Consider the following 17,129-nt stretch of genomic DNA (forward strand, 5'->3'; position numbering starts at 1 on the left):
ATTATCTTTTAGTTTTCTAATTTGTCTAAGAACGGATAATCTTCCTGAGCATATACATACTCATAGATTTTCTCAGCGTCCGGATATGGAGAGTTCTCCATGAATTCGATGCATTCTTCAACGAAGTCTCTTGACTTGTTGTCGATAGTTTCCAATTCTGCTTCTGTAGCCCATCCGTTTTCAAGAATTCTGTGTTTTACCAATTCGATTGGGTCATCATTCTTATGAATTGCCACTTCTTCTTTAGATCTGTATGGTTCAGCATCAGACATTGAGTGACCTCTGTAACGGTAAGTTCTTGCTTCAATGAATGTAGGCCCGTCTCCTCTTCTTGCTCTTTCAATAGCCTCGTAAGCTGCTTCAGCTACTTTTACAGGATCCATTGCATCTACAGCAAGGCAAGGCATTTCATATCCTAATCCTAATTTATAGATATCTTCGTGGTTGGCTGTTCTTTTTACAGAAGTTCCCATTGCATATTGGTTGTTTTCTACCACAAATACTACAGGAAGCTTCCAGTTCATTGCCATGTTGAATGTTTCATGTAGTGAACCCTGTCTCGCAGCACCATCTCCAAAGAAACAGATGTTTACTGCTTTTCTGTCGAAATATTTATCTGCAAAAGCAATACCTGCTCCTAAAGGAATTTGTCCTCCAACAATACCATGACCTCCGTAGAAACGGTGCTCTTTGCTGAAAATGTGCATAGATCCACCCATACCTCCGGATGTACCTGTAGCTTTACCACAAAGTTCAGCCATGATTCTCTTAGGATCTACTCCCATCGCCATTGGATGGATGTGGCATCTGTAAGCAGTGATCATACTGTCTTTTGTAAGATCCATTGCATGTGTAAATCCGGCAGGGATTGCTTCCTGACCGTTATACAAATGTAAAAATCCTCTGATCTTTTGTTTTAGGTAAAGAGAACGGCATTTGTCTTCAAACCTTCTCCACATTGTCATATCTTCATACCACTTCAGGTATACCTCTTTAGAAAATTCTTTCATGTGTTAGCTCTTGCTTTTTTATGATGAAATAGTTGAGCAAAATTATGAAAAAAACTTTGTTTTTATTGTATGCATAAGTAACTTTTCATTTTTTCTCTAAAATCTATTTGCAGGCGGAACGGATTATTCTTAATTTTCGACCCTCAGAAAGGCTCATGCAACAGCATTTTTACAGTTATTTTCTTATTGCTGTATCTGAAAAATCATCCTGTATATGTAGCTTTCCGAAAACAATCAATGAAATAAGGCCATCATAAAACATTACATTTTCCTTTCCGTCTCTATTCATCTTTAATTATTGTTAACATACCTTTTGGTTATTTCAACAGCTTGTTTTGTTGTGAAAATTCCGTCAATTTCAACTTTCTGTCTTCGATATTGTTAACAAAACCGCCATGCAATTTTGTCGTTTCAGCTTTAATTTCTTTCCACTCCTTATCTGCCATAAATTTATCCCGCAGTTGTTTTCATTGTGCCTTCATCTTTCCACTCAAGGAGATAGACAAATTCTGTTTTTTCATTGAATTCCGATTCCCAGATGCCAATAATATGAAAGCCGTATTTTTCCATGATCCTGAGTGCATGATCCCTGAACCGGTCCAGAAATACCTGTCTGTTTTAAAAATAAGCACATTAAAATTATTTTATGATCTGAAAATCACTAACATCCACAATGGTTTACGTCCCTACTTCACTTTTTTACAGCTTCATTTCACTTGTTTTCTGGTCTTATAGTATTATATTTGATGCTTAAACCTGAATATGGAAGAAACACCGTCTCCACTGCTGCTCAGAATATCAAAAGTCATTTCTGATTTTTTTAATCCCCTGACTTCATTGATTATATTTTTCATCTATATGAGTGTCAGAGAATACTCCCTTAAGGAATCACTCCTCTATTTCGTTCCTGTATTATTAATGATCATTGTCCCTGTAGTCATATGGCTGATCTGGAATGTAAAAACAGGAAGATATACCAATATGGATGTCTCTAACAGGGTTCAGCGCAAAACACTGTACATATTCATTGCGGCCTGTGTAGTGACCTATCTTATTTTTAATTATGTCAGAAACGGGTATATTGATCTTGTTATGCTGTTTATTTTAATACTGCTTTTCACTCTTCAGATCAGTAACTTTTTTATTAAAAGTTCAATGCATACGGCTTTCAATATATTTGTAGCCGCATTATTTTTCACATTGGACTGGAAAATGGGTCTTATATGGCTGGGCATTGCTATTCTGGTCGGAATCACCCGGGTTATCTTAAAAAGACACACCGTAAAAGAAGTATTTATGGGAGCCGGAATAGCTTTTATGGTATCTTTTCTTTATCTTTATTGCAATATTCAATTTCAACATTAGAACTCTATATGAAAATTAATCATCTTACTTCCGCAGAGGAAAACTTTATGAAGCTGTTTTGGAAAATGGAATCTTTCTATCTGAAGGACGTTATGGAGCAGCATCCCGAACCCAAGCCCCACCAGAATACGGTATCTACCTATTTGAAAATACTGGTTGAAAAGGGATATCTGTCTACTGTAAAAGAAGGGAGAATATTCAAATACACCGTACTTGTTCCTTTGGAAGAATATAAAAAATTTCTGCTGAAAGAACTTTCCCACAATTTCTTTAATGATTCTGGTAAAGAGATTCTGGACTTTTTATTCGTTGAGAAATTAATATCCCAAAACGACCTTACCGGATATTTTGATCTTAAGATCGAGATGAAACCAACAAAAGCAGAAGAACCTGCGTTCGAATATGCCAATGAGGTACTGAGTCCTAAAAAAGAGAAAAAAACAAAAGGAAAGGAAAAGGAAAAAGACAAGGAGAAAAAGAAAAAAAAGAAAAAAGATTCATAGGAATTACCCCAACACCAAATCATGAAATCAAAATTTTACGAAACCCTAAGCCGGGCTTATGAAACAGTCTTCTGCTATCCTTTGGTTTTAACAATGGCTTTATTGGCTTCTGCAGGTGCCATCTGCATTGTTGAAAGTAATGCAGAACAATCCACAGCCTATACAAAATTCACAATCTGTGCAGGCATGGGAATTTCCCTGATGTTTGCTATGAAAATGCTTTCACAGAGAATAGGAAAAGAGCTGCTGTTACAAATTTCAGGAATCGCTTTCCTTATCGGGTTCTATTTCATTCTGCCGGATAAACAGAGAAACTTTACTGACGTCCATTTTTACATTATTGCAGTAACTGCGCTTCTCACCCACCTTCTGGTGTCTTTCATCCCGTTTTTAGAAAAGAATAAAGAATCTGGATTCTGGCAGTATAATAAGAATCTTTTTGTTAACATCTTCCTTACAGCCGTATTTACAGGTATACTGACTGGAGGTGTTGAACTGGCCATCCTGGCAGTTGACAAACTTTTTGATTTCAATTTCAACGACAAAGTTTATACAGATACTTTTTTTGTTCTTGCCATTTCCGGAAGCTGTTTTATTTTTCTTCTATTTAATGAAAAAGGAATAAGCAACCTTGAAAAAGAGAGCGCTTATCCCGTTGTTCTGAAATTCTTCACTCAGTTTATACTGATTCCTTTACTGCTTATTTATGCAGCCATACTTTATTTTTATTCATTTAAAATCCTGATCAACTGGGAGCTTCCGAGAGGTTGGGTTTCTTATCTGGTCTTAGCCTATAGCATTGTGGGTATTTTGGCATTGCTTCTTGTTTATCCCCTGAGGGCGGAAAATGCAAAATCCTGGGTCAGAATATTTTCCAAAGCATTCTATTATACCATTATTCCTTTGATTATTTTGCTTTTTACGGCTATTTTCACAAGAATTTTAGAATATGGGTATACAGAACCAAGATATTTTGTTCTTCTGCTCGCTTTATGGCTTTTAAGTACCGTTGTTTATTTTATATCGGGCAAAAGAGCTACCATTAAATTTATCCCGGTCAGCTTATTTTTATTTGGAACTTTTGCATTAATCTTCCCTTATTTCAATGCTTTCAGTGTAGCAAAAAGAAGTCAGAAAAATGAACTTTTAAAGGTGTTGAATCAACATCAGCTGATACATAACGGTAAATTAGATTTTCAGAAGAAAATTACCGATACGGTGCGTAATGAGATTGCAGATAAATTTGAATTTCTGGCTGAAAGAAAACAGAATGAGTTTTTATACGCCTTTCTGAATAAAAAAGACCAAACTGAGCTGGCTGACACCATGGAAAACGGTAATTTTTACAGCATAAGAAATACCATTCAGAACAAATTTACAAATGTTCAAAAAACGTCAAAAGATATATGGCATGAAACCATGCGGCTCGTTATTACCTCTGAAAAGCCAGCTATAGAAATCGGCAGCTATCAATATCTTCTCAACTTTACTCCTAATAAAAGAGACCCTCAGAAACTTAATGGCGACACCTTCGAAGTAACAAACCTTTTAGAAAAACAGTCATCATTGAAATTAAAATTAAATGATGAGGAAATAGATTTTGGTCCGCAGGTGATGAAACTGCTTGAGCAAAACAAAAATAAAACCGGTATCGTAAAAGTCCCGGATATTTCTATGGAATCTGATCTGGGAAAATACCATATCAAATTTATTCTTAATGAAATTGTGCGGGAGAAATTCCCTTATGATAATCACATCAGCATTTACTATGAAAATGCTTATTTACTGATAAAACTAAAGTAATAAGTACAGTAAAAAAGTAAACTGCTCCGGCTCCGAAGCAGTTTATTTTTTTTATTCAGTTTATAATCTGTAATTCCGATTAAAGTATAATCACTACAGGAGTTCAACTGAAATATATGTCATAAAAAAAGCGGCTAAAAAGCCGCTTCATATTTTTACCAACGATTTCCGCCTCCGCCACGGTTGTTACCATAGCCTCCGCCTCTATTATTGTTGTTACCATAACCTCCACCTCTGTTGTTATCGAAGCTTCTTCTAGGTTTTTCTTCTCTTGGCTTAGCTTCAGATACGTTTAGAGTTTTTCCGTTGAATTCTTTTTGGTTAAGAGCTTCAATAGCCTGCTTTCCTTCTTCATCACCCATCTCTACGAAACCGAAACCTCTGGAACGACCAGTTTCTCTGTCTGTAACGATTTTAGCTGATGATACATCTCCAAATTCTGCGAATAGATCGTGCAACTCATACTCTTTAGTTGCGTAATTGATGTTTGAAACAAAAATGTTCATTTTGAATAAATTAAAAAATTAATAAAAATTTGGTATATAAAAGAAAAACAACATAAATTAATGAACAAATATTGATTCCAAATATAAACGTATGCAAGATACAATTAAAAATTTCAAATCAAAGCTTTTTTTAAGTATTTCTCACATTATGTTGAATCCAAAAACCTAAATCGATTGAAAAAGAATAAAAAATAATCGTTTTTCAATAAATTTTTATTGATATTTGTATTTAATTAAAATACAGATAAGATGAAAAACATAAAAAATTCTTTCTGCTCTACCATTGTAAACCGGATCAAATTCATAGGTTCAACTAAAAACAAACCAACAATATAAGTATGTCGATTATTGTAAACCTTGACGTCGTCATGGCGAAAAGAAAAATGTCCCTCAATGAACTCTCCGAAAAAGTAAACCTTACCCTCTCTAACCTTTCTATATTAAAGACAGGAAAAGCAAAAGCAATCCGATTCAGTACTCTGGAAGCCATTTGCAAAGCTCTGGACTGCCAGCCGGGCGAAATTTTAGAATATAAAGAATAATATCGTGTCGAAAAAAATCAGGATCTTTGTATTTCAGATTTTCATCACCAATCTTCAACTGATATGAAACAGCATACCACCAATTACACCAATACTTTTATTGAAGTAGCTGAAGACTGCCCGGCTTCCCATGCCCAGATCCCTCCTGAAAAGAAGGAAAAAACCCTGGCGAATCTTCAATATGAAAAACTTATAAAAAGCCCTTATCGATATACATCAGACGATATTATCTTTGAGTGCTTTGCCATCAAAAATGATCTTTCAGAAAATGAAAAGGAAGAAGCAAGAAATCTTTTTTTTTCTAAAGGTCAGGCCTGCATGAGATCTTCGCCTTTAACTAAAAGATACGGGTTCGGAATTCACCATAATGAAGAAGGAAAAATTGCCCTTTACGCTGTGGAAAGTGAAGACTATCGGAGATTCTTACAGGATGCATCAGTCAAAAAGACAAAAGCAATGCGTTCCAAAAGAAAATGATTGAGAAAATGAATGATTCTTTTCAGATCAATAAATACTTTTTCTATTGATCACATCAGCATTTAACAGTAAATTTGTGGTATAAATTATTTAAAAACATGAACTATCATACGAGAAAATGGGTAAAACCGGAAGATTTAAATCCTAACCACTCTCTTTTCGGAGGAAGACTCCTGCAATGGATTGATGAAGAAGCAGCCTTATATGCTATTATTCAGCTTGAAAACACAAAAGTGGTCACCAAATTCATTTCTGAAATCAATTTTGTAAGCTCTGCCAAACAGGGTGATATTATAGAGATAGGTATTGAAGCCACTCATTTCGGTTCTTCTTCTATTACCTTAAGATGTGATGTCCGGAATAAAATGACCCATCAGACTATCATCACTGTTGAAAAAATCGTAATGGTAAATCTTGACAGTGACGGAAACCCGGCTCCTCATGGTAAAACACAGATCGAATTTGTAAAAGACAGGCTAAACAGCGGACAATGAAAATTTTTATCAAAAACATGGTCTGCAACAGGTGTATCGCTGCTGTAGAAAACATCTTTAATACTTCAGACATCAAAACAACCTCCATTATTCTCGGTGAAGTAGAAACGGAAACGGAAGTTTCAGCTGAAAAAATGCAGGACCTTGAGAAAAAACTGCTTGACACAGGCTTTGAGAGAATCATGGATTCTGCACATCAGCTTGCAGAAAAGATCAAAAACCTGATTATTGTAAAAATAAGCGAGCTTGATATTGATGAAAACTTCCTTCTTTCTGAGTTTTTAAGTTCAAAGCTTCATAAAGACTATAGTTCACTTTCCAAAACATTCTCACAAAATGAGAATATTACCCTGGAACAGTTTTTCATCCTTCAAAAGATCGAAAAGGTAAAAGAGCTGCTTCTGTACAATGAATTCAACCTTACTGAAATTGCGGGAAAGCTTGGCTATAAAAGCGTTCAGCATCTTTCTTCCCAGTTCCGTAACACCACCGGATTTACCCCTACGGAGTTTAAGAAACTGAAAGAGCACAACCGAAAGTCATTGGATAACCTCTAGAAGTTTGAGCATGGGAGAGCTTGAGAGTAATGAAAGATTATTCAAAAGCCTTCCTACTGCGTACGCTCTATTTTCCAGAAAAACCTTTCACTTTTCAATCTCAAAATCTCTCCATCCCTCCTTTCAATCCTACCCCCTTCACATTTACTTCCCATTCTAAATTCTATAACTATTATCCTTAAATTTATAACAACCTTACAATTTCATTTTGGAAATTTGTACTATAAATTTAGAATCATGGAACAACAGTATAAAATACTTGGAATGACCTGTTCCGGCTGCCAGAAAAAAATATCCAATCAGCTGAACAGTGTTGAGGGGGTAACAGCCGACGTTAATCTGGAAAATCATATAGCAACCATCACTTCTGAGCATAAAATTGAGCTATCCGCCTTAAATAATGCTTTAGCTGAAATAGGAAAATACAGACTGGAAGATCCGGATCAGCCGGAAAACACCTTTATAAAACCTCAGGACCGGGTATCCCCGTCTTCAGTGTATTATTGCCCAATGGAATGTGAAGGGGAAAAGGTATACTTTAAACAGGGAGAAAGATGTCCCGTATGCAAAATGTATCTGGTTCCTATTGAGGAAAAAACAGCTAAAGACCCTAACCATAAGCCTACTTATTCATCCGCCAATCTTCCCGGGAATTTTAAAGACAGTATTGGAAAATATTACTGTCCGATGTTTTGTGAAGGTGATAAAGTTTATGATGAAAAAGGAGACTGCCCCGTATGTCATATGCATCTGGAAGAAATCACAGATGATCTTGTAAAAAATGCAAAATCTCATTCTCATTCTCATTCTCATTCTCATTCTCATTCTCATTCTCATTCTCATAATCATAGCCACAACCATCACCACCACAATCACCATCATGAAACGCCAAAAGTTACTGATGAAATGGCCGGCCGATACTATTGCCCGATGTATTGTGAAGGTGACAAAACTTATGATTCAAATGTAGGATGTCCGGTTTGCGGAATGGATCTGGTAAAATACCCCGAAAAGAAAACCGCAAAATACACCTGCCCCATGCACCCCGAAATCATCCGTGATGAACCGGGAGACTGCCCGATCTGCGGAATGGATCTGGTAAGAATGCCGGATTCCGGTGAGGAAGAAGAAGATGAAACTTACAACATCCTGAAAAGGAAATTCATAATCTCACTAGCCTTTACCATCCCTGTTTTCATTCTTTCCATGGGGGGAATGTTTATCAACTTCCCGTTCTCACATCAGATCCAGGGGTTTATTGAGTTGGCATTTACCCTTCCGGTGATGTTTTATTCCGGCTGGTTCCTGTTGAAAAGAGGCTGGACTTCTTTTAAAACATGGAATCTTAATATGTTCAGTCTTATTGCCCTGGGAGTTGCAGCTGCATTTATATTCAGTATTGTTGCTTTGGTTTTTCCGGATATCATCCCTCACGAAATCCGTGGGCACAATCACGAAATCCCATTGTATTTTGAGGCAGTCTGTGTTATTTTAACATTGGTCATTTTAGGTCAGCTTATGGAAGCTGCAGCACATAAAAAAACAGGAAATGCCATCAAGGAACTCATGAATCTTTCACCTGATGAAGCCAACCTTATGGTAAACGGAGAAGAAAAAAGAGTTCTTCTTTCGCAAGTGAAAATCGGAGATTTCTTAAAAGTAAAACCGGGTGAAAAAATTCCGGTTGACGGAAAAATTGTAGAAGGAAATTCGATAGTAGACGAAAGTATGATTACAGGAGAACCTGTTCCGGTTGAAAAAACGATTGACGACAAAGTGTCTTCGGGAACCCTCAACGGCAATCAGGTATTCATTATGAAAGCTGAAAAGGTAGGCGACGAAACCTTACTTTCCCAGATCATTAAAATGGTGAATGAAGCCAGCCGAAGCAAAGCTCCTATTCAGAAACTGACGGATAAAGTTTCAAAAGTTTTCGTCCCGGTGGTGATCCTAATCGCAGTACTTACCTTTGTTTTATGGCAGTTCTTCGGGCCCGAAGGAAAAAGAAGTTTATTTGCCTTCGTAAATGCTGTTGCAGTGCTGATCGTAGCATGTCCGTGTGCTCTTGGACTGGCAACCCCCATGTCTCTGATGGTAGGAATCGGGAAAGGTGCCAAAAATGGTATTCTGATCAAGAACGCTGAAGCCCTGGAACAGATGAATAAGGTGAATGTACTGATTACTGATAAAACCGGTACACTTACAGAAGGAAAACCATCTGTAGAGTATATTGAAACAACCAATAACGGAGAAAGAAATCAGATTTTAAAGCTGGCTTTTTCATTAAATCAAAATTCGGAACATCCACTTTCCAATGCTGTGATCAAAAAGGCTAAGGATGAAAATATAGCTGCAGAAAAAGTAGATCAGTTCGAAAATATTTCAGGAAAAGGAGTTAAAGGAAAAATCAATGGTAAGACAGCTTACCTGGGTAATGAAAACCTTCTTACTTCACATCAGATAAGGATTCCTGATAGCTTAAAACAAAAAGCTGTAGAAGTACAGTCTAAAGCGCATACGATTTCCTATATCGCAGAAGATCAGGAGGTATTAGGATTTATCAGTTTTACGGATAAGATCAAAGAAAGCTCTAAAAAAGCGGTAAAACAGCTGATGAACGAAGGTATTGACGTCATTATGATGACCGGTGACAATGAGCACACTGCCAAAGCTGTGGCTGAAGAATTGGGAATCAGACATTTTAAAGCAAACTGCCTTCCTGAAGACAAACTGAATGAAGTCAAAAGATTACAACAACAGGGTAAAATCGTAGCCATGACCGGAGACGGAATTAATGACTCTCCTGCCCTTGCCCAGTCTGATGTAGGAATTGCCATGGGAACAGGAACCGATGTTGCTATTGAAAGTGCAGAAATTACTTTACTGAAAGGTGATATTCTTGGCGTTGCAAAAGCAAAGCTCTTAAGCGAGAAGCTTCTTAAAAACATCAAAGAAAACTTATTCTTCGCATTTATATATAATGTACTGGGAGTTCCTGTAGCGGCAGGATTATTGTATCCATTCTTTGGGATTCTGTTATCACCGATGATTGCCGCTGCTGCCATGAGCTTCAGTTCCTTATCTGTGATTCTGAATTCACTACGGTTAAACTCAGTGGATCTGGATATAAAATAAAAATATGAAAAAAGAAAATCTTTACATAGGGTGCTCGGGATTTTATAATAACGACTGGAAAGGGTCTTTATATCCTGAAAATGCTCCGAGTAAAGATTTTCTTTCTTTGTATGCCAACGTTTTTAATGCTGTAGAGATCAATTCCACCTTTTACAGGAAACCTACTGCCAAAACCCTTTCAAAGTGGTATGATGAAACTCCTGATCAGTTCAGGTTTTTTATTAAAATTCCCAAATTAATTACCCACCAAAACCGGTTTGCAGAATCTAAGGAAGAAATTACAGCATTCTGTGAACATATTCGGACTCACCTTAAAGATAAACTTTCGGGTTTTTTATACCAGCTTCCTCCTTCTTTTAAAAACACTTCCCAGCATCAGGAACTCATCATCAAAAACCTTGATCTCAACTACCTGAATGTTATAGAATTCCGCCATGAATCCTGGTGGGAGCAGGAAATATTTGATCTTTTAAAAGATATCGGCGTTGTTTTTTCAGGAGTAAGCTTTCCGGGTAATCTTCCGGAAGAAGTTATCATCAATCATCCTGAAGTACTTTATTACAGGCTCCACGGGAAACCTATTCTTTATAAGTCTGAATACAGCACTGACTTCCTTAATCATCTTGCAGAAAAAATCAATGACTCTCAACATACAGCTTATATTTTTTTTAATAACACCTGGGGAACTTCTGCCGTTAAAAATGCTTTGTATCTAAAAGAGATTTTAGATTAGATACTTCTGACAGACTACTCACTCATAAAATTCCGGCACTGTCAAAAATTACTTTGACCAGCAGATCCGGATTTAAAAACTAATAATTCCCAAAGAAAGGAAGAATATTGTTATGCTAATAAAAATAGAGAAAAACTATCGCTTTAGCATTTATAAATGTTAATATTTAACAAAACCGAAACCGTAACTTCCCAATCATCCTATTACCAAAAATTTGCCTTAAAATAAAGTTCTTAAAATAACCTTAAAAAGATAAAAAACAGCTTCGAGTGGCATATATTTTGTTAACATTCAATCGTTATTTTTAACGATTTTTAACAATTTAAATTTTCCATCACATTTATGAGAAAAATTTTTGCGGGAAGGTCAAAAAATAAGACTCTTCTCGGGATGTTTGCATTGATGAGTGCAACTTCAGTTTTATTGAACAGCTGTAATTTCAAGAATGATGTGAATGATTCCATCCATTCACAGGAACATCCCACCGCAAACCCCGTCCCCAAAACGGATGATGAAAGTGTAGATTCTGACAAAAGAGTGATCTACCTTACCTTTGACGACGGCCCCAATCAGGGAACGGAAAATCTTCTTAAAATACTTGATAAAAGAAATGTCTGCGCAACCGCCTTTCTGGTGGGCAAACATGCCTATGGAAGCACCAGGCAGAAAAATGACCTTGAGCTCCTTAAGAAAAATCCCTTGATAGAACTGGCCAATCACAGTTTTACACATGCTCATAACAAATACACGGATTTTTATAAGAATGCCGATGCTGTTGTTCATGATTTTGACATTGCTAAAGACAGCCTGAAGCTGTATGATAAAATAGCAAGAACTCCGGGCAGAAATATCTGGAGACTCAATAATATTAACGTTACTGATATTAAAAGCACTACTGCAGCGGCTGACGGCCTTAAGAAAGCGGGATATAAAGTCATCGGCTGGGATCTGGAATGGAGACCTTCCCAGAAAATGACACTGAAAGGAACTCATGAAGCCATGCTTAAAAAAGTAGACAGCATTTTCCTTAACGACCTGGAAAAAACTTCAAGACACCTTGTGTTCCTTACCCATGATCAGTATCTGAGAGATGCAGATTCCATCAACGAACTGGATCTGTTTATTGAAAAACTTCAGAAGAGCAACAAGTTTGTTTTCAGAAAGATTTCTCAATATCCAAAAATCAATGAAGTGCTGAATTGATTTTTGCAAAAAGTATCCTGTAAAACGTTTCATGATTAGCTACTGTCAGCTAAATTTCGGAAATTTGCATTTATGAGTATTAAAGAAAATTATCAGGCTATAAAAAATCAACTTCCTGCAGAAGTTCAGCTGGTTGCTGTTTCAAAAACACATCCGGCTTCTGCTGTACAGGAAGCATATGATCTGGGACAGAAAGTATTTGGCGAAAATAAAGTTCAGGAACTGATGGAAAAAGCGCCCTTACTTCCTGAAGATATTCAATGGCACCTGATCGGTCATTTACAGACCAATAAAGTAAAGTATATTGCTCCGTTCATAGATACGATCCAAAGTGTGGATTCTGAAAAGCTACTGACTGAAATCAACAAAGAGTCAGGTAAGAACAACAGAATGATTAAAGTTCTTCTTCAGGTAAAAATTGCTGCTGAAGATACAAAATTCGGGCTTGAAATATCAGAGGCCAAAAATCTGTTCCACCAGTACCTTGCCGGAAAATATCCAAATACGGAAATTACAGGCCTTATGGGAATGGCAACGTTTACGGATGACAAGCAACAGGTCAGAAAAGAATTTTTAATTCTAAAAGGACTTTTCGATGAATTAAATCAACTAAAAACACTGAATACCTTATCAATGGGAATGAGTGATGATTTTCCGGTGGCTATTGAATGCGGGGCTAACTCGGTAAGGGTAGGATCTGCAATTTTTGGAAGAAGAGACTATTCAATATAGAATTTTTAGGTACAGTTTTTGCTAATAATTGAAACAAAAAATTTAAATTTGCAACTATGCAAAAAATCCTTATAGTAGAAGACGAAAAAGCAATCTCGGGAGTACTTCACAGTATTCTTTCGGATGAACTTACAGATTATGAATTTGTTATCGCCGAAGACGGCCTTGAAGGTTACAAACAGGTAGAAAAAGAAGATTTCGCACTGGTGATTTCTGATATTAAGATGCCTAAACTTTCGGGAACTGAGCTTTTAAAACAAAGTCTTGCCCTAAAACCTGAAACTACTTTTATCATGATCTCGGGACACGCAGACATCGATTCTGCCGTTTCTTGTCTGAAAGAGGGTGCATATGATTTCATTTCCAAGCCAATTGACATCAACAGACTGATCACCAGTGTGAAAAATGCTTTAGCAAAGGAATCTCTGAAGAAAGAGAACAAAAATCTTCAGACAGAAAATAAAACTTTAAAGAAAAAAGTAAATAAAAAATACCAGATGATCGGTACTTCTCCTGCTCTTCAAAAGATCCAGGATATGATCGAAAAGGTAGCTGCTTCTGATGCCAGAGTTCTGATCACAGGACCTAACGGTGCCGGAAAAGAACTGGTAGCTCATGCCATCCACAATCAGAGTGACCGTGCAAGAGGACCAATGGTAGAGGTAAACTGTGCCGCTATCCCATCTGAACTTATTGAATCTGAACTTTTCGGACACGTAAAAGGATCTTTTACCGGTGCGATCAAAGATAAGCAGGGAAAATTTGAGCAGGCCAACGGAGGTACTATTTTCCTTGATGAGATTGGTGATATGAGCCTTATCGCTCAGGCTAAGGTATTGAGAGCCCTTCAGGAGAGTAAAGTTTCTCCTGTAGGAAGTGATAAAGAAATAAAAGTTGACGTAAGGGTAATTGCGGCAACCAATAAGAATATGCAGAAAGAAATTGAAGAAGGTAAATTCAGAGAAGACCTTTATCACAGACTTTCCGTGATTGAAATTTATGTTCCGCCATTGGATGAAAGAAAAGAAGATATCAAGTTGTTGGTTGAGCATTTCTCCGGTATGATTGCTGATGAACATGGTACTGCAGTGAAAAAGTTTGATGATAAAGCTGTTGATGCTTTAAAAGCTCTTTCCTGGACTGGAAATATCAGAGAATTAAGGAATGTCGTAGAAAGATTAATCATTCTTGGTGGGAACACTGTTTCCGAAAGTGACGTTGCAAGTTTTGTAAGGAAATAATTTAGCGATTATTCACCATAAATTATAAAAATTTGCAGTTGATCACTGCAAATTTTTTTTTGCTCTGTTTCAAATTATAAACTATATGAATCTTAAAATATTATGAACTTTTTAAACAAAAACTATACAAAAGAATGCCTGACTTTGGCTCTGCCTGTGATGCTTACCCAGGTGGGGCAGGTTTCAGTAAATTTATTCGATAATATTATTGTCGGAAAACTTCTGGGTGCCGATGCACTGGCATCCGTTTCATTGGGAAATGCTGTTTTTTTCTCCATATTTGTGCTGGCACTCGGATTTTCGTTTGCTATTCCGCCATTGGTTTCAGAAGCACATTCCAGAGAAGATCATGCAACCATCAATTCTGTTTTCAGCCATGGTTTTGTGATCAACATGTCTGTAGGAATTATCCTGATGGCAGTACTGCTTTTAGCGATGCCTCTGCTCTATCACTCCGGACAGCCGGCCAAGATCATTCCTGACACGGTAAGCTTTTTAAGCATCATGGTGATCAGTATGATCCCGTTTATGGCATTTCAGACGCTCCGTGAAGTCTCCGAAGGGTTATCTTATACGATTGGAGTGACCAAAGCAACGATTATTGCCAATATCATCAATATTGCTTTAAACTATGTGTTCATCAAAGGGCTTTGGGGAATACCTCCAATGGGCGTAAAAGGATCTGCCCTGGCCACTCTGATCTCCAGAATTTTCATGGTGGTTTTCCTTTACTTCGTATTGTTGAAAGAGAAAAGAACGAGACGTTATATCAAAGATTTTTCATTGAAAATACAGGACTTCTCTAAGAAAATGTTTGATAAAATGATTAAACTAGGATTGCCTACCGCTTTACAGATGTTCTTTGAAGTAACCGCTTTTGCCGGTGCTGCATTTATCTGCGGATTGATCTCAGCTCATGATATTGCTTCTCACCAGATTGCTTTGAGCATGGCTTCTTTTACCTTTAACCTGTGTGTAGGATTCAGCGTAGCTTCTACAGTGATGATTGGCAGAAAGCTGGGTGAGCAGAATTTTGTTGAACTAAGAAAAGTCGGGATCAACAATCTGAAAATTGCCTTTATTTTCATGTGTATCTGTGGATTAGTATTTATCTTAGGCCGGAATATATTGCCTACTTTCTTCACCAAAAAAGAAGAAGTGGAGGTTATTACCCTGGCTGCAAAATTGATGATCATTGCAGCTTTATTCCAGCTTTCGGATGGAATTCAGGTGACAGCTTTAGGAATGCTGAGGGGTTTACAGGATGTGAAAATACCGTCTATCTATACCTTTATTGCCTATTGGATCATCACCATTCCTTTAGGGTATTTCTTCTGTGTAACATTGGAAATGGGAGCATTCGGAATGTGGATCGCTCTGGGATTAGGACTGACAGTATCGGCAATATTCCTTGTTAAACGATTTTTGAATATGTCTGCGAAAAGAATTAAGCAGAATGCATAAAAAGAAAATAGCTGTTTCAATTTGAGACAGCTTTTTTTATCCTCAAATCTAATCAATTCTCTTTCCTAAAATCTTCAGGCTTCTTTCCACACCATCCAAAACCGCTACATTTGGAAGGCTTCCCCAATCTTCAAACCCAAAGTATCTGAACAATTTCAAACTCGGTTCGTTATGAAGAAAGATAAGAGCAACCAGATTTTTTACACCAAATTTTCCGGCATTATCGATGCAATACTGAAGAATTTTTTTACCATACCCTTTCCCTCTGCAGCTTTCGTCCAGATAAATACTTACTTCTACCGTACCGTTATACGCTGCCCTTTCATGGAATGAACTGAAACTTACCCAACCAACGGTTTCCTTCTGGTCATCTTCAACCACCCAAAGTGGTCTTGTCTGAGGGTTATGTTCTTCGAACCATTTAAGTTTGCTTTCTACAGAGACTTCTTCCATATCTGCAGTCACCATCCTTGAAGCAATTGTTGAATTATATATGGCCACAATTTTATTTAAATCTGCCAATTCAGCATTCCTGAATTTTAATTTTTCCATTGAAATAATGCTCAACTTATTTTTATGCAAAAATAATAAATTTTAAAAACACCCCTGTAAAAACACAGTTAATTTATTTTATTTTTAATAATTGAAGCAAATGCACCCCTAAAAATACAGTCATTTTTTTAGAATACGCAAAGACGTAATAAATTTAAACTTTGAATATTTTTAAGGAGCAAGGAAAATTATTTCAAATCTTTCAAAATTCTATTTAAACTTCTTACTGTAATTCCTAAATAAGCCGCCATATCTTCTTTTGAAATATGGATATTCTGCTTAGCCTGCATTTGTAACAATTGTTTTAAAGTATGTTCTATCGTATATAACTGTTGATAGGATGCTCTGCTGGAAGTATTGATAATTCGCTCTGCAAAAGACTCTAAAAGAAGGTGGTTCAGTGCAAGATCATTTTTAATCAAAGCTTTAAAAACCTGAATCTTTACTGCATAGACTGTCACTTCATTGAGAGCTTCAATACTGCACAGACAATTTATATTTTTAATTAATTCCACTTCCCCGATGATTTCACCGCTTCCCAGAAACTCAACGATATATTCTTTTCCGTTTTCTTCGGCGAGAAAGCATTTGACAATCCCTTCTTTAATCATCATGACATGAGAAAGCTGATGATCCTGTACCAGTATTTTATCCCCCGCAGAAAAAGATTTTACTATAATATCATCACTCCTGTTCTGCTTTTTGTGCAGTTCATCAAGATAATTTAAAAATGTCTGGTTCGTCCTTAACATATTCTCCCGGGACAAATGTCCTTTTCTTATTGAGTTTTTATACTGAATTTTGCGGATAGA

18 protein-coding genes are annotated in these 17,129 nt (G+C 36.8%); 13 read left to right on the forward strand and 5 right to left on the reverse strand.

Annotation, left to right across the window (positions count from 1 at the left end):
• Positions 1-8 precede the first annotated feature (8 nt).
• Together pdhA and ACTJJF_RS06460 are read right to left on the reverse strand one after the other, a co-directional pair.
• On the reverse strand, positions 9-1,010 hold the full coding sequence (pdhA, locus tag ACTJJF_RS06455; protein ID WP_185246723.1) for a pyruvate dehydrogenase (acetyl-transferring) E1 component subunit alpha: 1,002 nt from the start codon (positions 1,008-1,010) through the stop codon (positions 9-11).
• 317 nt (positions 1,011-1,327) lie between these two features.
• Entirely contained in the window at positions 1,328-1,456 is a 129-nt protein-coding gene (locus ACTJJF_RS06460) for a hypothetical protein (protein WP_440699091.1), read from the reverse strand.
• Between the two features lie 316 nt (positions 1,457-1,772).
• Here ACTJJF_RS06460 and ACTJJF_RS06465 point away from each other — a divergent pair, with 316 nt between their 5' ends.
• The 3 genes from ACTJJF_RS06465 to ACTJJF_RS06475 are packed head-to-tail and all read left to right on the forward strand — an operon-like array spanning position 1,773 to position 4,681.
• On the forward strand, positions 1,773-2,375 hold the full coding sequence (locus ACTJJF_RS06465) for a phosphatase PAP2 family protein (RefSeq protein ID WP_440699092.1): 603 nt from the start codon (positions 1,773-1,775) through the stop codon (positions 2,373-2,375).
• A gap of 8 nt (positions 2,376-2,383) precedes the next feature.
• Complete coding sequence (locus ACTJJF_RS06470) at positions 2,384-2,878, forward strand: BlaI/MecI/CopY family transcriptional regulator (protein ID WP_312301626.1); 495 nt, start codon at positions 2,384-2,386, stop codon at positions 2,876-2,878.
• Between the two features lie 21 nt (positions 2,879-2,899).
• A complete protein-coding gene (locus tag ACTJJF_RS06475; RefSeq protein WP_440699093.1) occupies positions 2,900-4,681 on the forward strand; it encodes a DUF4153 domain-containing protein in 1,782 nt (593 codons plus the stop codon).
• A gap of 155 nt (positions 4,682-4,836) precedes the next feature.
• Here ACTJJF_RS06475 and ACTJJF_RS06480 read toward each other — a convergent pair whose 3' ends face one another.
• The gene (locus tag ACTJJF_RS06480) at positions 4,837-5,187 is read right to left on the reverse strand and encodes an RNA recognition motif domain-containing protein (RefSeq protein WP_034696719.1); all 351 of its coding nucleotides are present in this window, start codon (positions 5,185-5,187) and stop codon (positions 4,837-4,839) included.
• A gap of 338 nt (positions 5,188-5,525) precedes the next feature.
• Between ACTJJF_RS06480 and ACTJJF_RS06485 the strand changes: the two genes are divergently transcribed.
• The 10 genes from ACTJJF_RS06485 (at position 5,526) to ACTJJF_RS06530 (ending at position 15,765) form a co-directional block, all read left to right on the forward strand.
• Positions 5,526-5,729: a helix-turn-helix domain-containing protein gene (locus ACTJJF_RS06485; protein WP_312301612.1), complete on the forward strand. Its 204-nt coding sequence runs from the start codon at positions 5,526-5,528 to the stop codon at positions 5,727-5,729.
• A gap of 63 nt (positions 5,730-5,792) precedes the next feature.
• The gene (locus ACTJJF_RS06490) at positions 5,793-6,206 is read left to right on the forward strand and encodes a DUF6157 family protein (protein WP_312301609.1); all 414 of its coding nucleotides are present in this window, start codon (positions 5,793-5,795) and stop codon (positions 6,204-6,206) included.
• 98 nt (positions 6,207-6,304) lie between these two features.
• Positions 6,305-6,700: an acyl-CoA thioesterase gene (locus ACTJJF_RS06495; RefSeq protein ID WP_312301606.1), complete on the forward strand. Its 396-nt coding sequence runs from the start codon at positions 6,305-6,307 to the stop codon at positions 6,698-6,700.
• On the forward strand, positions 6,697-7,257 hold the full coding sequence (locus ACTJJF_RS06500) for a helix-turn-helix domain-containing protein (protein ID WP_440699094.1): 561 nt from the start codon (positions 6,697-6,699) through the stop codon (positions 7,255-7,257). Before ACTJJF_RS06495 ends, ACTJJF_RS06500 begins: the two co-directional genes overlap by 4 nt.
• Positions 7,258-7,494: 237 nt before the next feature.
• A complete protein-coding gene (locus tag ACTJJF_RS06505; RefSeq protein WP_440699095.1) occupies positions 7,495-10,392 on the forward strand; it encodes a heavy metal translocating P-type ATPase in 2,898 nt (965 codons plus the stop codon).
• A gap of 4 nt (positions 10,393-10,396) precedes the next feature.
• Positions 10,397-11,125: a DUF72 domain-containing protein gene (locus ACTJJF_RS06510; RefSeq protein WP_440699096.1), complete on the forward strand. Its 729-nt coding sequence runs from the start codon at positions 10,397-10,399 to the stop codon at positions 11,123-11,125.
• Positions 11,126-11,467: 342 nt separating this feature from the next.
• Positions 11,468-12,328, forward strand: a complete 861-nt coding sequence (locus tag ACTJJF_RS06515; RefSeq protein ID WP_440699097.1) for a polysaccharide deacetylase family protein — start codon at positions 11,468-11,470, stop codon at positions 12,326-12,328.
• A gap of 72 nt (positions 12,329-12,400) precedes the next feature.
• The gene (locus tag ACTJJF_RS06520; RefSeq protein WP_440699098.1) at positions 12,401-13,060 is read left to right on the forward strand and encodes a YggS family pyridoxal phosphate-dependent enzyme; all 660 of its coding nucleotides are present in this window, start codon (positions 12,401-12,403) and stop codon (positions 13,058-13,060) included.
• Positions 13,061-13,116: 56 nt separating this feature from the next.
• Positions 13,117-14,301: a sigma-54-dependent transcriptional regulator gene (locus ACTJJF_RS06525; RefSeq protein WP_065397605.1), complete on the forward strand. Its 1,185-nt coding sequence runs from the start codon at positions 13,117-13,119 to the stop codon at positions 14,299-14,301.
• Between the two features lie 102 nt (positions 14,302-14,403).
• Positions 14,404-15,765 (forward strand): MATE family efflux transporter, encoded by a 1,362-nt coding sequence (locus ACTJJF_RS06530; RefSeq protein WP_440699099.1) that lies wholly within the window; start codon positions 14,404-14,406, stop codon positions 15,763-15,765.
• A 48-nt stretch (positions 15,766-15,813) separates the two neighbouring features.
• On the opposite strand, the gene ACTJJF_RS06535 is transcribed toward ACTJJF_RS06530, so the two are convergent.
• The gene (locus tag ACTJJF_RS06535; protein WP_440699100.1) at positions 15,814-16,317 is read right to left on the reverse strand and encodes an N-acetyltransferase family protein; all 504 of its coding nucleotides are present in this window, start codon (positions 16,315-16,317) and stop codon (positions 15,814-15,816) included.
• 188 nt (positions 16,318-16,505) lie between these two features.
• The gene (locus ACTJJF_RS06540) at positions 16,506-17,069 is read right to left on the reverse strand and encodes a Crp/Fnr family transcriptional regulator (protein ID WP_440699101.1); all 564 of its coding nucleotides are present in this window, start codon (positions 17,067-17,069) and stop codon (positions 16,506-16,508) included.
• Positions 17,070-17,129 lie beyond the last annotated feature (60 nt).

It is taken from the genome of Chryseobacterium sp. 22458, from assembly GCF_052044975.1.
Classification (GTDB): Bacteria; Bacteroidota; Bacteroidia; order Flavobacteriales; family Weeksellaceae; genus Chryseobacterium.

Coding starts and splice junctions, on each gene's coding strand:
- pdhA (WP_185246723.1), bottom strand. CDS start 1,010: ATGAAAGAATTTTCTAAAGAGGTATACCTGAAGTGGTATGAAGATATG.
- ACTJJF_RS06460 (WP_440699091.1), bottom strand. CDS start 1,456: ATGGCAGATAAGGAGTGGAAAGAAATTAAAGCTGAAACGACAAAATTG.
- ACTJJF_RS06465 (WP_440699092.1), top strand. CDS start 1,773: ATGGAAGAAACACCGTCTCCACTGCTGCTCAGAATATCAAAAGTCATT.
- ACTJJF_RS06470 (WP_312301626.1), top strand. CDS start 2,384: ATGAAAATTAATCATCTTACTTCCGCAGAGGAAAACTTTATGAAGCTG.
- ACTJJF_RS06475 (WP_440699093.1), top strand. CDS start 2,900: ATGAAATCAAAATTTTACGAAACCCTAAGCCGGGCTTATGAAACAGTC.
- ACTJJF_RS06480 (WP_034696719.1), bottom strand. CDS start 5,187: ATGAACATTTTTGTTTCAAACATCAATTACGCAACTAAAGAGTATGAG.
- ACTJJF_RS06485 (WP_312301612.1), top strand. CDS start 5,526: ATGTCGATTATTGTAAACCTTGACGTCGTCATGGCGAAAAGAAAAATG.
- ACTJJF_RS06490 (WP_312301609.1), top strand. CDS start 5,793: ATGAAACAGCATACCACCAATTACACCAATACTTTTATTGAAGTAGCT.
- ACTJJF_RS06495 (WP_312301606.1), top strand. CDS start 6,305: ATGAACTATCATACGAGAAAATGGGTAAAACCGGAAGATTTAAATCCT.
- ACTJJF_RS06500 (WP_440699094.1), top strand. CDS start 6,697: ATGAAAATTTTTATCAAAAACATGGTCTGCAACAGGTGTATCGCTGCT.
- ACTJJF_RS06505 (WP_440699095.1), top strand. CDS start 7,495: ATGGAACAACAGTATAAAATACTTGGAATGACCTGTTCCGGCTGCCAG.
- ACTJJF_RS06510 (WP_440699096.1), top strand. CDS start 10,397: ATGAAAAAAGAAAATCTTTACATAGGGTGCTCGGGATTTTATAATAAC.
- ACTJJF_RS06515 (WP_440699097.1), top strand. CDS start 11,468: ATGAGAAAAATTTTTGCGGGAAGGTCAAAAAATAAGACTCTTCTCGGG.
- ACTJJF_RS06520 (WP_440699098.1), top strand. CDS start 12,401: ATGAGTATTAAAGAAAATTATCAGGCTATAAAAAATCAACTTCCTGCA.
- ACTJJF_RS06525 (WP_065397605.1), top strand. CDS start 13,117: ATGCAAAAAATCCTTATAGTAGAAGACGAAAAAGCAATCTCGGGAGTA.
- ACTJJF_RS06530 (WP_440699099.1), top strand. CDS start 14,404: ATGAACTTTTTAAACAAAAACTATACAAAAGAATGCCTGACTTTGGCT.
- ACTJJF_RS06535 (WP_440699100.1), bottom strand. CDS start 16,317: ATGGAAAAATTAAAATTCAGGAATGCTGAATTGGCAGATTTAAATAAA.
- ACTJJF_RS06540 (WP_440699101.1), bottom strand. CDS start 17,069: ATGTTAAGGACGAACCAGACATTTTTAAATTATCTTGATGAACTGCAC.